The sequence below is a fragment of the Sulfurisphaera sp. genome (assembly GCF_059755235.1).
This window is the reverse complement of the sequence record NZ_DBPRYF010000031.1, coordinates 21,413-34,238: the sequence shown is the minus strand read 5'-3', so window position 1 is coordinate 34,238 and position 12,826 is coordinate 21,413. Positions and strand designations below refer to the sequence as shown.

Genomic DNA, 12,826 nt, shown 5'->3' with positions numbered 1-12,826 from the left:
AGTTGCGCCAAAAGAGGCTAAAGAGAATGTAGCCCCATTAGTATCTCATTAACCACCGTTAAGGTAGAAACAGAAAGCGAATGAAAAGGTGAGAGGTCTAGTCTCTTAGCCAATTTTTTGCATTCAAGAAAAGGTAGACTAAAAGAAACAGCATTAACCCATTGTTTATTATTATTGCCTCAGCCAAAGAGACGTTAGTAGGCGAAAATAAGTAAATCAAAGCCCCTATGAACATTGATACCATCATTATAAGGACGAAATATACTAGAAACAAACCTACATTGCTTTTTATCCTATATACCAATGAGTAAAGAGTATAGACTAAATCTTTGATTATATAGAGTTTCATATACAAACACTGTCGCTCCAATCATTATTGCTGAAGAGATAAAGAACACATAATTGCTAACACTACTTGGAAAGATTTCAGGGAACCATGGCATTAAAAGAAGTAAAGCAATTAAGTAATTCCTTAGAGTTTTCGACTCCTCTTGACATGATTAAGGTGAAGACCATTTCAGCAAGCATAACTTCAACAAACCATATGTTCTCTATAGAAGTGTCTATGTTAGCTAGCAAACCCGTTTGTAGAGTGTAAAAGAGGGATTCCATAAAAACTCCAGAAATTACCATTAAGATTGCAAATAGAGGATATACGATCTTTTAGTTCGCATTTTTCATGCTAAGAATTGCGTAGAGACCAAAAACCATGTATGCTCCGTTCATGACTAGGAAAAGGAATAGATCTTTATAAGCCACATAAAGATAAGCCCCTAAATTCATCGTTAGCATCATTCCCTCTACATACAGCGCCAGAAGTACTCTTCTCTCACTTTTCCATTTCTCCACCTAGTAAATTACATAAAACATAGCAATTAACATAGAAAAGGCTATTAAAGAAAGAAAGGAAAACAATATTCATAATTAAAAAAATTTAAAAAGAGTTTAAAAATATTTGTTGCTAAACTTACTCTGGTGGTATTTCATTAAACAACATGTTTAAGTCTATTCCTTTTTCCTTATTTATATAGTATGCTATCACGTAAATTGCGATGCCAGAAGCGTAAATTATCCCTAATGATAAAAGCGTTACAAAATTAATTGGTAGTAAGACTGGGTTTCCCCATGTAAATGCTAAAACACCCAGCAGGAATGCGAATACCGCACCTCCTATAATAGAAATTACTGGTATCTTTCCTATACTCCATTTATGAGGTACAGCTCTTTTGTATATATCTTTCCTTAAGAAAGGTAAAAGTGCTGTGGATATGGCAAATATAGCGTAGCCAATCTCGAAAACAACGGTAGTATCTACTATTGCAACGGGAGTATTGAATGCGTAAAGTAGCACGCCTATTTCACCCAAAACTCCTACTAGAATTGTAGCCTTGAGTGGAGATTTCAGGGTATCATTTACATCTGCTAACCAAGAGGGCATTAATCTATCGAATGACCATGCAAACAAGTATCTTACTAATGCGACAACTAGTGGAGGATTACTGTAGAAGTTGGGTAGCCATAAGGCTATGAACATTATTATGAAAAGAAGTAGGTTATGGTTTACTATAAATGCGAAATATGGTGTAAAATTACCTATGTTTGAGAGGGTGTTATATACGGTATCGTTTAACTGCTGGTTGGAAATATAACTCCATGATGTAAGAAAAGTGCTACCAAAAGCTTTCTCATTAAAGAAGACTATGAGAATGTAGTATACCGCTATTATTAATATTGATATTATAACTGAATATAGTATATTCATTTTAGGTCTTTTCATCTCCCCTGACCAAGAAGCTGGCAAATTATACCATGTATAATAATACCAAATCACTGGTAAAGCTAGAAAAGAAGCATAAAGTGTTGGATAAAATGTTAAGCCATTGCTCTCAGCGTCATCAATTACCTCTTGGTAAGCATTAGGAATCCCGGTGTTTTCTGTTAAAGCTCCAGCAAATTGATTAGGTGTTATTTGTGCCAAAGCAACAAACATTATTACTGTTGCTACAATAGTGATTATTCCTCCCCATAATACGAATTTCCATTGGAACCTAGGTGCTAAAGCCAACAGTGTAGAAAGTATTACCACAACCGTACCTAGGATAATTTCAGCCGGGGTTGTACCTAGAGAGTTACCAAGGTTTAGAAAGAAGGAATTGTTATATGCCAACCCGATCCCAGAAAACAGATACGCAAACCATTGAGCAGCTAAATAGCTGTAATAACCTAGAGAGAGAGCAAAACCTATGAACAAACCCCAATAATTTACAAAACCTATCGCGGGGTGTACTGCTCTACTATTAAAAACATAGTCACCCCCAGATCTGGGCATTGAAGCTCCAGCTAGGTAAAAAAGAAATGCCATTCCCAATGTGGGAGGTAAGGCAATTAAAAAAGATAATATCCAATTAGCTCCGGGAGCTGTGAATAACCATGATAGTATTAGTATTGGTACTCCTCCAGTTACTAAACCGAATGTAGCTGACATTGATGCCCATGGACTAACTTCTCTTACTAGACCAGAGCTCTCCCTTAAGAATAAGGACTTTTTTTCTTGGGTCATTTCTTCAATCCGATAACCCCTTAGCCACAAAAATAAAATTAACTATATTAAAGTCCTTTATTGAAAACCCTTAAAAAAGTCTATAACCATAAATTTTTAAAAATATGAGGGTGTGCTGTGATATACATTTTAAAAATAATGAGGTACTCTCTGGAATACTTACCTAAAGTTTAAAGGGGGTATTATGATAAGTATCTGTTTATTAATTCATATAGTTGTTTCTTCTTCTTATATTTTTCTTTAATTACGGAAAGTAAGCTGTTAAAATCTTCATTCTTTAAATATTTTCTAGATTCTCTCAATAATTCAATAATATCTTCATATTTCTTCTTCTCGGCCAGTTTATCTACAAATAAGGTCACAGTCTCAGGCAACTTCTCTTTTCTTTGCTCTGCTATGATCTTTACAATTTTTACATAATCGTCTTCTGGCAAAGAGTTTATTTTGTTTAAAATTGAGGTTGCAATATCGAATTTTAGTGAACCAGACGCAACTTCATACAAAGGTATTAATAACCTATAAAGTAAGACATTGTTATCAGCAATTAAGAAAAGTTTTCTCACTAACTCATTTTCTCCTTTTACAATCTTAGTTATTTTCTCTAAGTTTTTGCTTAAACCAGAAATGTCTTTTAGATCGATCATTTTCTCTAGATATTGGAGAGCAGTGTTGAACTCTCCTAGGTTATAGTAGTACTCAAATAGCTTTGAGTATAGCATATTAACTTTTGCAAATTCTAAGGCTTCATTTTCATCAATCTTTGAAAGAATATCGAATTTCTCTTCATTGGAAAGCTTTACATTAAGTAAAAAACTTCTCAACCTTTCTTTGTCTTTATTTCTTATTAACACGTTTAGATACAAATCAGGGTTTATTGAATTCCTAAATTTTTCTTGGTTAAATAACCTTATGAAGAAATCATCCAGGTTTCCAAACTTATCTTTTTCCATAATCTTCTCTAGTATTTCCACGTCCTTACTTTCTATTCCTTTCTCAATTAGTATATCAGAAAGAGTATTCAAAAAGTCTTTGGCAAAGTTCTCTTCACTGGTAAAACTATAAAAGCACTTTGTACTGCATGAAGAGATTGAATGTAAAATATCAAAAATATCACTCTTTTCTATTTTCTCCTTGTTATTTATCAGAAAATCAGTGAAAGAGTTAAGAGTATTTTTATTTTGATATTGCATTATTATTTTCTCGTATCTTTTAATCACCTCTCTAGGATTTTCCTGCGGAGCCAGATAATTAGACAATTGAGGAAATTTTTCTAATAAAGTTAATAGTACCCAAGTTATCTCCTTTTTGTTCATTTTTGTAATTTTCTCTTCAATTTTATCAATATTAACAAATTCTCCTTTTTCAAAGCTTATCTTTACTGCGAGAATATGCTCACAGTCTTTCCCTAATCTACACTCACATTTTCCGTAATTTTTCTCTAGGTCATAAACTACTCTATAATCATTTTCTACGTCTTTAACAATTCCTATAAGTAAGTTGTTTCTCTTTAGAAGACCTAGCACTTTATTTTCAGAGTAAAGCTGTAAAGCCCTTTCACGTACCTCATTAGAGTAATCTTCCATGATTTAAAAATAGAAAAAGAAAAAATTTAAGTTAACTTGAAATTGTAAAGGATGCTACAGCTTCTCTGCTGGTGCTTATGGATGGAGTATACAGCTTAACGAAATATTTGCCCGGAGAGAGGTGAAGATGGGGTATTATTAACTGGAACTGCGCTTCACTTCCTAGTATTACAACAAATCCAGAGTACCAATTTACTGAGTCTTTTTTGTTAGCATTCCATGGTGCCTGTATTATCTTAATTGTATCATTGGATATTTGTGAGGAATTTAACCACATATGCCAAGTGGAGTTATATATTTCCATTAGTGGAGCTGATGCAGGATACGCATCCGGACCGTCTATGTCAGTAATGTTCAATACTAATTTAACTCCTTGTGGTGTATTATATGCTTGAATGTATGTAATGTTAAGTTTCGGCAATTTAGAGTTGTTAAATAATGGTCCAACTACGTTACCATAAGCCCATTGGCCTGTTCCTAATATCCACCCAATAGTAAATAATGCAAAAATTATTCCAACTACAGTTACTTTATTCATTTTTGTCACCATAACTTAATCCATTTAAGTATTGGAACATTTGCTATTCCTCTGTCTCCAAATTTCTTGTATAAGAAGTAGTCAAGTCCCCAAACTCTTCCAGCGCCAGTTAGCATTACTACTATGGCACCAGCTGTCAGCAAAGCACCTATCTGCCATTCGTCCTCACATGTAGAACCTAGCCAATATGCAGGAGCCATTCCTATTGCCATGGCACCTGCTCCTAAGGCTGCTAACCTTGTTAAGAACCCTACTATAAGGAATACTCCTGCAATAATCTCTATATAGCTGAAGATGGTCAAGAATGCTACAAGAAGTGCATGATTTTCTAAAGTCATTAACAAAAACGGTTTGAAAGGTCCTGCATGTGGTAGGAAGGTTACTAGTTTACCTCCTACGAAAGAGGAAGAGCTTGGATCCAATTTGGCTGGTTTGAGAACCGCTTTTCTTATACCTCCGTCTAAAAACATCCATCCTACTGCAAATCTTATTGGCCATACGTATTCTAGTCTTGTTGCATTTCCCTCGTTAAATTCTGTTTTTGCCATTTCAATTCCCAAATTATCTATATGGATTTCTTTTTTAAAAAGTTTTTCTTATGAAAACTTTAAACATATAAAATACTTTCTATTTTTATTATAAGCAAAAATAAATATATATAAATGTGTACTTACGTCTGCTTATCTGTTAAAAATCTTTTTGTTATGTTAATAGCTATTTCTTCTTGCTTTTTGATAATGGAATAATACAATTGAAAACCTTTTATTATATTTTCAAAAGACTCTTTAAATTTTTCAAGGGTTTCCATGAAAGCTATAATTTTAACACAACATTCATCTCTCTCAAATTGAAAATCATTTAATACTCCATTTACTAAATCAATGCCAGGGAATTCGTTTAGACAATCTTCCTCAGTAGTTTTCAGATAGTTTCCAGTTATTTCTAGTGTTAGATAATATTTTACTTTCCCGGGCTGATCTAAAATTTCTCTCAGTTTATTTACCTTTAAACTGTCAAATATATGTCCTTTTTCAAGCGGAAAGTCATGTGAAACTAGTACGGCATAGCCATTAAACTCTTTATAATAATATTCATCCTCTACACCTCTAATCCTTGTCCATTCATCTTCTTTTTCTTCTACAATTATATAATTTGAGATCGAATTCCTAAACTCTAAGATGTTCAAATAAATCTCAACTTTCACATGAATAAATAGCAAATCAGAAATATCTTTCTTTCCATCTCTTCCTAGCCATTTTCAATGCGAATTTTTTGCTTATCATAAGGTTATACCTATACCTTGCAAAATTCCACTTACCTAGATGATAAAGACGCGATTTATAACCCATAGAACAATTTAAAAAGAAAAAGAATATAAATGATTGTTTCAAAAACTTGGTATGTTTAAAGGGAAAAGTATACTAGTTGCCGGATTTATAATAATGTCGTTCAATTCTCTTTATCAATATGCTTGGAATGCTTTTCTTCCTCATATAACTTCAGATTTGAAAGTTTCTTTACCAGAAGTGGAAGTTGCGTTTACTCTCTTTACAATATTTTCAACTTCCTTCCAAATTTTAGGTGGTAATATAGCTGACTACAGAGGCCCTAGAGGAATAGGTATTATTTCAGTTATTCTTTCTGCTTTAGGCTTTCTTGGTTCTTCGTTTTCCTCTTCTATTTATGAATTTTATATTTTCTGGTCTCTGGGAAGCATGGGAGAAGGAATTTTGTATGGTATAGCTGCAAACCTTGCAGTAAAATGGTTTAGTAAAACTAGGGGCTTTGCTACTGGTTTTGTATCTTTAGGCTTTGGTTTGGGGTCAGCAATTGTAAACCCTTTCATATATCCTATCCAAAATTTTAGGTTACCGATGATGATCATAGGGCTAGTTGAGTTAGTTACTTTACCGATACTTCTGCATTTTGTAGATTATCCAACAAAAGTTAAGGGAGAAAAACCAAGAGAAGTGATTAGAACTGGAAAATGGTGGTTAATCTATTTCTCCTTCGCGCTGAGTGCGGTTCCTCTTACCATTTACTCTTCTTCCCTCTCTGTAGTAGCTGGAAAAAACGTGTTATTCTTAATTACAATATTTCCATTACTTAGTGGAATAAGCAGACCAATATTAGGTCATATATCTGACGTTATAGGAAGGATAACTACTACTCTTATAACTATCTTTATGGTTATCTTAGGCAGTATTTTCTTCCTCCTTAACTTACTTTTACCTTCAGTTCTCTTTATAGGCTTCTTCGGTGGTTCAATGATAACCTTATTCTTTTCAATAACCGGTGATTTATTTGGTGAGAAATATTCAACTGCAAATAACGCAATGTTATATACTGGAAAAGCGGTAGCTGGTGTTTTAGGCTCTTTTATTTTTTCCCTTCTTTTACAGTTTAATGTAACAGTAGCAAAGGAGTTTGGTTTGATATCAGCTATTGTAGGTCTTCTCCTTTTAGTGTTATTGCAACCACCTAAGAGACATTATCAACATATTTGACATATCTATGTAAAATGAAGAGCAAGACAATTATTATAGGTATTATAAATGTTAAGGTTAGCCTAAATCCCACGCTTTGTATAACAAATCCTGCAACAGTAGGTGTAACAATACCTACTAACATCATTATAGCAAAGAAAGTGCTATTAGCAGCGTTTCTCTCTTCTGGTTTGAACGTCCTACTAATTGATATTACAGAGAGAGGATATGTTAAACCGTGTGGAATGCCCAAGAGTAGAAGAGCTGCGACGAAGAGCGGAAGAGTTGAAGGAAGAACGGAAATAAAAACCAGTCCTAATGTAGTTATTCCTATAGCTAAAGACATAAAATGCCAGAGCTTCTCTGCTGGCATAATAGAAAGATATAGCTTTGCTAAAAAAGAGGTTACAAAGAACGCTGAGAATATTGCGGTAACAGTGGAATAAGGGATATTGAATGTTGATTTAGCAAATATCCCCCCAAAAGCCAGCAGGATTGAGAAAACTACATTATAAGTGAAAATGTTAATCACAGCAGTTATGAAACCTGGGTTTGAAAACACTTTTACTTTTACACTTTTGCCGTCTTCTTTAGGAAATTCAACGAAAAATGACATTATACCAGAAAGTATCGAAAAAGGTGCAAATAGCAAAAACACCATGGGTAGAGAGAAATAATCCAAAATCCATGTCTCTATTGCAGGACCTATTACAAGGCTAACACTTAGTGCCAGAGTATAGATTGACAAGACCCTTTCTCTTTGTTTTCTGTCCTTTAATAGCCCAGCGTATGTTATAATGTTAGGCATCAATAAACCTAAAACTAGCCCGGCAAGTCCAGCTAATATCCAAACCGTTATAGGGGAAGCAAAATAGAATAGCGGTAAAATAATTGCGTAAGCTATTGCCGAAATTCTAAATACTAATTTCCTTGTTTCTCCCTTCAGTCTACTGTTTATTAAACCGCTTCCTATAAATGTTGTCAGTGAAGCTAGAGCAGAAATTATCCCTACTTCTGCTTCGTTGAAATTGAACATGTACTTTATAACTAATGGAAGTGTTGTCACTAGCATATTGTTTGATGCTCTTACAGCAATTGTGAGTGGTATTATAACAAGAAGTGCATTAATAAATGTTATTTCTTTTCTTTGCATAAAAATTGAATTTTCTTCCTATTATTTAAGTCTTTCTAAACCTAATTATTCTAATAGAAATATTTAAGGAATTAAGTTTCATAGAAACTCATGAGTTCCGAAAACAAAATTAGAATATTAGCCGCTCCAGGACCAGTTTCATATTCATTGTTGGCATATCAAATGAAAAATAAAGATATAGAAATTTCATATGGAAAAGAAGGATCTAATGCAGATGCAATAGTTGATTCAACAGTGTCTTTGGCTAAAAGAGGTTTAAGAATAGACTACGTTACTGTAAAGAAACTAATGGTAATCTCACCGAAACTAAAAGAAGGAAAGATAGGTGTCTGGAGAAGAGGAAGTGCAGCAGATGTTCTAGCTAGAGCTCTAATAGATCTAAAGAAATTAAAAGCTGAGATTATAAACAAGGACGATATGACTGAATTGCTTAGTATGCTAAAAAGTGGACAAATTGATGCAGCAACATTAACTTCAGCTGTTGCAAAAGGAGATGCTTTCGAAGATCTTTTAGGAGTGCCAGGGAGCTGTGGTATTCATATTAACTCTTCAGAAGAAAAGGTAATTAATGCGTATAGGCAAGGCATTGAGATAGCTAAGGAAGACCCAGAAGGTGTTGCAAATTACATTGTAAATAATCTTCCAATAAAGGTTAACAAGGAATTTATCATTGGAGTGTTTAAGAATGCTGAATTTAATGTCTGGAAGGGAGGAGAATTTAAGGAATTTTATGAAATAGTAAGAAAGTATTCGACTTGATAGGTTCAGTGCTTTTTTTTTTAATCTCTCGAGTCTCTCCAGAAACAGGTAAAAGTATGTAAGAGAGAAATAACTTTTTATTAAATTTCTAGTATTTTTAGAATTTTTTATTTAGGATCGGCTGTTTAAAGATTCAGCTAAAGATACATAAAATTTTGTAACACTTCTATATTAGAGAAGCAAATAGGGGTTTTCTATTTACTTAGCTGACAGAACCATGTATTCACTAAATAATGTATTTTACTTCAATGAGCAATAATGAGAAGTAGATCGAATTTTAGTTTCCTCAATATACTTAGTGTTTATCAAGTCCTTTACTTTCGCCACAAGCTTAAATAATCCTTTTATTAAATCCATGAATTGTGAGACTCCGTACACATTACATATTTTCTACAGGCTTAATTTCTTTAGTTCTCTCTTTACTCTTTAGAATCCCCTTTTTCAACATTTTGGTTATCTCTTTCTTAATCTCCTTTCTCGGAAACACTATTATAGATGGACTTGGTCATAAAGAGGTAGTGACTAGATTTGGTGAAATCCCAGTTAGAACTCCTCTTACCCACACTTTTCCACGAAGCATTCTTTGGGGAGTAATCTCATCTCTACCAGTCCTATTTATTGTTTTTTACTTGGGCCACTATTACTACGATTATAGCTATTATTCAAACAGATATGAGACCGTGCTTATTTATATTATTTCTATATTAATTTCAGGTATTTTGGTCGGTCCTTCGCATATGCTACTTGACGTCTTCACGGAAAAAGGGATTTATGTAAAGAAACACGGAAAATGGAGAAGATTTGCCTTAGCCCACTTCAGATACAATAATCCATTTGCTAATGGTCTTGCAATATTTTTTGGTGGGATTATGCTCTATTTGTCATATTTATTATGACGAAAAAATTTAATAACATACAAGGAAGTGGTAAACGATGATGAGAAAAATATATAGAGCAACAGCAAGTGCGCTTTTGTTCCTTATCTTCATATCACTTAGACTACTTTCGATTGAGAAGCTAAGTATTACATTTCTACCTTTCCTATTAGCCTCAGAATCTACGTTTTTCCTAATAAACGTTGCACTAATACCAGTAGCTCTGTTTTTACTTTTGATGTCGTCACTCATTAAATTATATCAAATTATACGAAATCAGATGATCTGAAAACTGTCTTGATTTTCATGATAAACTGTTTCAAATTATGAGGTTTTTAGATACTTTAATGCTATCAAGTAAGCTGAGGCTGTATGTCTATCAATTCCTTTCTCCTTCATTATTTTATCATGATCTTTCGATTTAGTGGTTCCTTTAGGTGATATATAAACAACATTCATCGAGTATAGTGGTGCTTTATAGCTTATCCTTTCTATCAAAGAGTTCCTAAACATCGAGACCTTGAAATTGTAGTTTCTACTTTTCCTTTCACCATTCCTAATCCAATAATAACGCAAATAACCAACAACGTTAGGATTTTCTAGTACGATAGTAGACACACCGTTATTGTAAGCATAGCTTAGCAATTTATGTATTTCCTCATTTATTTTACTCCATGCACTTTCCTTATTATAACCTCTCGAAACTGTATCGTCAAACCAAAAGGTTTTCTTATCTTTCAAATTACCTTTAGAGTCAATAATGACTAAGTTTAATCTGTCAGTGTTAACGTCAATTCCAGCAATAAGGTTGCCTAACGGCTTATCAGATCTCTTCATAGCTTCTTTATACAAAGTGTAAGGAACCATAATTTGCAATTTTGAGTATATGTAGAGTCTATAAGAGTAAGCGTTATATTCCTTTATAATAACTCTAGAAGGATAACCAATTTCCTTTTTTTCACTTTTTTCTAACAGAACGTTGACTAACTTCTTGTAACCTTTTGGTATATGGACGTTTATTGTAATCTTTTTAGGATATTTCTCTTTGTCAAAAGTTAATATCTCGACCTTTTCGTTTGACGTTAAGTGAATGTTCAAATTACCATATTTTACTTTCTCAGCTTCGCTCTGAAAAAGTAACCAAGAGTTTAACTCCAACTCTTGAATGTTTACACCCAGCTTTTTAGCACTCTTCAAAGAGGAGTGAATTAGTGTTGCTATGCCATCAATGTATCTGCGGTTTGGTAAAATGTCGTAACACCTCTTTCTTGAATATTGAAGAAAAGAAGTTTGAGAGTAATTTGATAACTCAGTGTTGCTTTTCACGTCATTTAATAGCCTATGAGCACATAACTTGGAATACCATGAAGTCCACCAAATTAGTTTTGCCCTTTCATCACTCACAATAAAAGGAATATTTATCGTGATATAGTCTGGTAATTTCACAATAGGATATATATCCAAAAGATTTAAATAGTTTTCTTTTGAGATAATATTTAGTGGGCTCCAGTTCCCAAGGCCAGCAGGGCTATGAATCCCTTGGCGACAAGGAAGGAGCTACTGCTGTGAGGGGGCTGGAGTGTAGCCGTAATGAGTCAGATGGTGGTGGTTCGTAAAAACTACTGCTATCTGGTGAACGGTAAGTTCTCTTCATAAATCCAGACTTTCCCTCTTCATCACAAGATTATATTGCTGATTAAACTAATCAATCGGGAGAATATAAGAATTACATAAGCTAAACTTAAATCTTTTACCGTTCTAATTATCTTACTACACTTCACGGTAAATCACTACTATTTGGCTTACTAGGGGTTCACACTATACCCCCTTACAGAAGTAGCTTAGCCTCTGATACCACAAGTTTTATGTCTTTACTAGTCTTGGAAACCGAATCCCCGAATAGTTCTCCAACTTGAAAATATAAGTTAAAATCTTCTAAAGTCTTCCTAATTTAAATCATTTAATCCTAATATTCGATAATGTTGCTGATTCCCGTCAACCTGTCCTAAAAAGATCGCTGAGGTCGATGTGGTAAGCGAAATATGAAGTTTCTATTCAAAAGAAGGAAATAAGAGGACTATTGAGCAGATCGTTATAATAGATACTAATAAAAGCAACAACATAGAGAACGCAGATAGTTTCATAAATAATGATTAGGAACTTTTAAGTTCTTCTAGTTCTCCGAAATTAACCTTATTATTTCCTTTTTCACACCCAGAATATGCTAATGATGAAGAAAATACGTAATCCTCTCCGTGATAAAGATAATAATATTCTTCTGGTGTACCCTTCTTTCTTATATAATCAACGTTATAATAGTTGTAGTAATACAAGTGAGCGTCTTTACTCTCTCTATCTATTTTAAGGATAAGTAAGTTTAAAGCAGACTTTGTATATGCTTGAAGCTCTTTTACTTTTTCGATACCGTGTGACACGATATACTTACCAATTAATTCTGAATCAACCATCAACCTAGGATCAATATTAAGGATTTTGCCAAGGTCTTCCTTGTTAACGCTTCCGTTATGGGCAAAATATATAATGGACTTTTCGTTGCTCTCCATATAAGGATGAGAAAGATAAGAGGAGACCAGATTTTTATCTGATGCAAGTCTTGCATGAATTATTACTTTAAGGTTACCATTTAATAGGTTTATCAAGTTAAATAAAACATCACTCTCGTTGAATATTGGGTTTGCACTGCGATAATATACCACTTTTTCTCCATCATATGCTACTATACCCCAGCCATCCTTATGAACGTCATGAGTAATTGGATCATCTTTGGCAGATAGAATTAGGCATTGGGCTAATTTCTTTAGTTTTTCCTTGTCTTTCCCCACGTAAGCTAACATTCTGCACATAATTTTAA

The 12,826-nt window shown here is 33.6% G+C and carries 17 protein-coding genes; 3 read left to right on the top strand and 14 right to left on the bottom strand.

The genetic code is table 11. The features are described 5' to 3' along the window. Window positions 1-97: 97 nt before the first annotated feature. The 9 genes from AC3OCB_RS04750 to AC3OCB_RS04710 all read right to left on the bottom strand — a co-directional run bounded on the left by AC3OCB_RS04750 (window position 98) and on the right by AC3OCB_RS04710 (window position 6,030). Window positions 98-349, bottom strand: coding sequence for a hypothetical protein (locus AC3OCB_RS04750; protein ID WP_498341096.1), 252 nt, complete (start codon window positions 347-349; stop codon window positions 98-100). 77 nt (window positions 350-426) lie between these two features. Then, complete coding sequence (locus AC3OCB_RS04745) at window positions 427-612, bottom strand: hypothetical protein (protein WP_498341095.1); 186 nt, start codon at window positions 610-612, stop codon at window positions 427-429. A gap of 51 nt (window positions 613-663) precedes the next feature. Next, window positions 664-849: a hypothetical protein gene (locus AC3OCB_RS04740; protein WP_498341094.1), complete on the bottom strand. Its 186-nt coding sequence runs from the start codon at window positions 847-849 to the stop codon at window positions 664-666. Between the two features lie 118 nt (window positions 850-967). Further along, window positions 968-2,560: an APC family permease gene (locus AC3OCB_RS04735; protein ID WP_498341092.1), complete on the bottom strand. Its 1,593-nt coding sequence runs from the start codon at window positions 2,558-2,560 to the stop codon at window positions 968-970. 182 nt (window positions 2,561-2,742) lie between these two features. After that, the gene (locus tag AC3OCB_RS04730; RefSeq protein ID WP_498341091.1) at window positions 2,743-4,143 is read right to left on the bottom strand and encodes a hypothetical protein; all 1,401 of its coding nucleotides are present in this window, start codon (window positions 4,141-4,143) and stop codon (window positions 2,743-2,745) included. A gap of 31 nt (window positions 4,144-4,174) precedes the next feature. Next, entirely contained in the window at window positions 4,175-4,681 is a 507-nt protein-coding gene (gene doxA, locus AC3OCB_RS04725; protein ID WP_498341089.1) for a thiosulfate:quinone oxidoreductase small subunit, read from the bottom strand. Between the two features lie 5 nt (window positions 4,682-4,686). After that, the gene (gene doxD / locus AC3OCB_RS04720) at window positions 4,687-5,229 is read right to left on the bottom strand and encodes a thiosulfate:quinone oxidoreductase large subunit (RefSeq protein ID WP_498341177.1); all 543 of its coding nucleotides are present in this window, start codon (window positions 5,227-5,229) and stop codon (window positions 4,687-4,689) included. A gap of 122 nt (window positions 5,230-5,351) precedes the next feature. Then, window positions 5,352-5,885, bottom strand: a complete 534-nt coding sequence (locus AC3OCB_RS04715; RefSeq protein WP_498341088.1) for a hypothetical protein — start codon at window positions 5,883-5,885, stop codon at window positions 5,352-5,354. A gap of 16 nt (window positions 5,886-5,901) precedes the next feature. After that, a complete protein-coding gene (locus AC3OCB_RS04710; protein ID WP_498341087.1) occupies window positions 5,902-6,030 on the bottom strand; it encodes a hypothetical protein in 129 nt (42 codons plus the stop codon). A 51-nt stretch (window positions 6,031-6,081) separates the two neighbouring features. Here AC3OCB_RS04710 and AC3OCB_RS04705 point away from each other — a divergent pair, with 51 nt between their 5' ends. Beyond that, window positions 6,082-7,188 carry an MFS transporter gene (locus tag AC3OCB_RS04705; protein ID WP_498341086.1) on the top strand — a complete coding sequence of 369 codons (1,107 nt, stop codon included), beginning with the start codon at window positions 6,082-6,084 and terminating at the stop codon, window positions 7,186-7,188. On the opposite strand, the gene AC3OCB_RS04700 is transcribed toward AC3OCB_RS04705, so the two are convergent. Continuing rightward, window positions 7,163-8,320: an MFS transporter gene (locus tag AC3OCB_RS04700; RefSeq protein ID WP_498341085.1), complete on the bottom strand. Its 1,158-nt coding sequence runs from the start codon at window positions 8,318-8,320 to the stop codon at window positions 7,163-7,165. The genes AC3OCB_RS04705 and AC3OCB_RS04700 overlap by 26 nt on opposite strands. Before the next feature lie 90 nt (window positions 8,321-8,410). Between AC3OCB_RS04700 and AC3OCB_RS04695 the strand changes: the two genes are divergently transcribed. Together AC3OCB_RS04695 and AC3OCB_RS04690 are read left to right on the top strand one after the other, a co-directional pair. Next, window positions 8,411-9,079, top strand: coding sequence for a DUF3834 domain-containing protein (locus AC3OCB_RS04695; protein ID WP_498341084.1), 669 nt, complete (start codon window positions 8,411-8,413; stop codon window positions 9,077-9,079). 362 nt (window positions 9,080-9,441) lie between these two features. Next, window positions 9,442-9,975 (top strand): DUF1286 domain-containing protein, encoded by a 534-nt coding sequence (locus tag AC3OCB_RS04690; protein WP_498341083.1) that lies wholly within the window; start codon window positions 9,442-9,444, stop codon window positions 9,973-9,975. Window positions 9,976-9,984: 9 nt separating this feature from the next. Here AC3OCB_RS04690 and AC3OCB_RS04685 read toward each other — a convergent pair whose 3' ends face one another. The 4 genes from AC3OCB_RS04685 to AC3OCB_RS04670 form a co-directional block, all read right to left on the bottom strand. After that, window positions 9,985-10,206, bottom strand: a complete 222-nt coding sequence (locus AC3OCB_RS04685) for a hypothetical protein (RefSeq protein ID WP_498341082.1) — start codon at window positions 10,204-10,206, stop codon at window positions 9,985-9,987. Window positions 10,207-10,278: 72 nt separating this feature from the next. Next, the gene (locus AC3OCB_RS04680; RefSeq protein ID WP_498341081.1) at window positions 10,279-11,400 is read right to left on the bottom strand and encodes an SSO2105 N-terminal domain-containing protein; all 1,122 of its coding nucleotides are present in this window, start codon (window positions 11,398-11,400) and stop codon (window positions 10,279-10,281) included. An 82-nt stretch (window positions 11,401-11,482) separates the two neighbouring features. Next, window positions 11,483-11,608 (bottom strand): hypothetical protein, encoded by a 126-nt coding sequence (locus tag AC3OCB_RS04675; protein WP_498341080.1) that lies wholly within the window; start codon window positions 11,606-11,608, stop codon window positions 11,483-11,485. A gap of 499 nt (window positions 11,609-12,107) precedes the next feature. Further along, window positions 12,108-12,818 carry a class II glutamine amidotransferase gene (locus AC3OCB_RS04670; RefSeq protein ID WP_498341079.1) on the bottom strand — a complete coding sequence of 237 codons (711 nt, stop codon included), beginning with the start codon at window positions 12,816-12,818 and terminating at the stop codon, window positions 12,108-12,110. Window positions 12,819-12,826: the final 8 nt, after the last annotated feature.

Bases quoted from the DNA above. Each gene is read 5' to 3' on its own strand.
- AC3OCB_RS04735 (WP_498341092.1), bottom strand. From the start codon at position 2,560: ATGACCCAAGAAAAAAAGTCCTTATTCTTAAGGGAGAGCTCTGGTCTA.
- AC3OCB_RS04730 (WP_498341091.1), bottom strand. From the start codon at position 4,143: ATGGAAGATTACTCTAATGAGGTACGTGAAAGGGCTTTACAGCTTTAC.
- doxD (WP_498341177.1), bottom strand. From the start codon at position 5,229: ATGGCAAAAACAGAATTTAACGAGGGAAATGCAACAAGACTAGAATAC.
- AC3OCB_RS04675 (WP_498341080.1), bottom strand. From the start codon at position 11,608: ATGAAGAGAACTTACCGTTCACCAGATAGCAGTAGTTTTTACGAACCA.
- AC3OCB_RS04750 (WP_498341096.1), bottom strand. From the start codon at position 349: ATGAAACTCTATATAATCAAAGATTTAGTCTATACTCTTTACTCATTG.
- doxA (WP_498341089.1), bottom strand. From the start codon at position 4,681: ATGAATAAAGTAACTGTAGTTGGAATAATTTTTGCATTATTTACTATT.
- AC3OCB_RS04685 (WP_498341082.1), bottom strand. From the start codon at position 10,206: ATGAGTGACGACATCAAAAGTAAAAACAGAGCTACTGGTATTAGTGCA.
- AC3OCB_RS04700 (WP_498341085.1), bottom strand. From the start codon at position 8,320: ATGCAAAGAAAAGAAATAACATTTATTAATGCACTTCTTGTTATAATA.
- AC3OCB_RS04745 (WP_498341095.1), bottom strand. From the start codon at position 612: ATGGAATCCCTCTTTTACACTCTACAAACGGGTTTGCTAGCTAACATA.
- AC3OCB_RS04670 (WP_498341079.1), bottom strand. From the start codon at position 12,818: ATGTGCAGAATGTTAGCTTACGTGGGGAAAGACAAGGAAAAACTAAAG.
- AC3OCB_RS04705 (WP_498341086.1), top strand. From the start codon at position 6,082: ATGTTTAAAGGGAAAAGTATACTAGTTGCCGGATTTATAATAATGTCG.
- AC3OCB_RS04695 (WP_498341084.1), top strand. From the start codon at position 8,411: ATGAGTTCCGAAAACAAAATTAGAATATTAGCCGCTCCAGGACCAGTT.
- AC3OCB_RS04710 (WP_498341087.1), bottom strand. From the start codon at position 6,030: ATGGGTTATAAATCGCGTCTTTATCATCTAGGTAAGTGGAATTTTGCA.